The organism is Granulicatella sp. zg-ZJ (assembly GCF_010892355.1).
GTDB lineage: Bacteria > Bacillota > Bacilli > Lactobacillales > Aerococcaceae > WM01.
On sequence record NZ_WNJY01000056.1, the window covers coordinates 1 to 1,129 of the forward strand.

Consider the following 1,129-nt stretch of genomic DNA (forward strand, 5'->3'; position numbering starts at 1 on the left):
CTTTTACATCTTCTTTTTCTGATGTTACTGGTGAATTTTCAATTTCTTTTTCGCCATCTTCTTTTGCTTTGTTGACTTCTTCCACATCTGTTGCAGCGTCAATGGCTGTTTTTGCTTTCTCTGCTGCTTGTTTAGCGGCTTTTTTCGCATCGTCTCTTTCTGTTTCTGTTAATTCTTTGTTGTTGAATTTCTCGTCGATTGCGGTATCTTTAGCGGCTTTGGCGTCATCAATGGCTTTTTTCGCATCTTCTTTGGCTTTTGGTAAGTCTATCGCTTGTTTACCAGCTTCTTTTTCAGTGTTGACGTCAGCGTCCGTTGTGGCGTTATCGATCGCTTGTTTAGCGGCTTCTTTGGCTTTCTCTACTGCGTCTTTTGCTTTTGTTTTGACGTCTTCTGGTAAGTCAGAGTTGTCGATGGCTTCTTTGGCTTTCTCTGCTGCAGTATCAATGTCTTGTTTAGCGTTTGATTTGATTGCGCCATTTACTTCAGCGTTTACTTTTGGTAGACCCTCTGTTTTTGCCGTATTGACTCCCTCAACATTTGTTGCGGCATCGATGGCTTCTTTTGCCGTATCTGCTGCTTGTTTAGCGGCTTTTTTCGCATCGTCTCTTTCTGTTTCTGTTAATTCTTTGTTGTTGAATTTCTCGTCGATTGCGGTATCTTTAGCGGCTTTGGCGTCATCAATGGCTTTTTTCGCATCTTCTTTGGCTTTTGGTAAGTCTATCGCTTGTTTACCAGCTTCTTTTTCAGTGTTGACGTCAGCGTCCGTTGTGGCGTTATCGATCGCTTGTTTAGCGGCTTCTTTGGCTTTCTCTACTGCGTCTTTTGCTTTTGTTTTGACGTCTTCTGGTAAGTCAGAGTTGTCGATGGCTTCTTTGGCTTTCTCTGCTGCAGTATCAATGTCTTGTTTAGCGTTTGATTTGATTGCGCCATTTACTTCAGCGTTTACTTTTGGTAGACCCTCTGTTTTTGCCGTATTGACTCCCTCAACATTTGTTGCGGCATCGATGGCTTCTTTTGCCGTATCTGCTGCTTGTTTAGCGGCTTTTTTCGCATCGTCTCTTTCTGTTTCTGTTAATTCTTTGTTGTTGAATTTCTCGTCGATTGCGGTATCTTTAGCGGCTTTGGC

1 protein-coding gene is annotated in these 1,129 nt (G+C 42.6%); it reads right to left on the bottom strand.

Annotated features, from left to right (window positions below):
- Positions 1 to 1,129: DUF1542 domain-containing protein (locus tag GMA11_RS09140; protein WP_163546808.1), on the bottom strand; the 1,129-nt coding region annotated here is incomplete at both ends.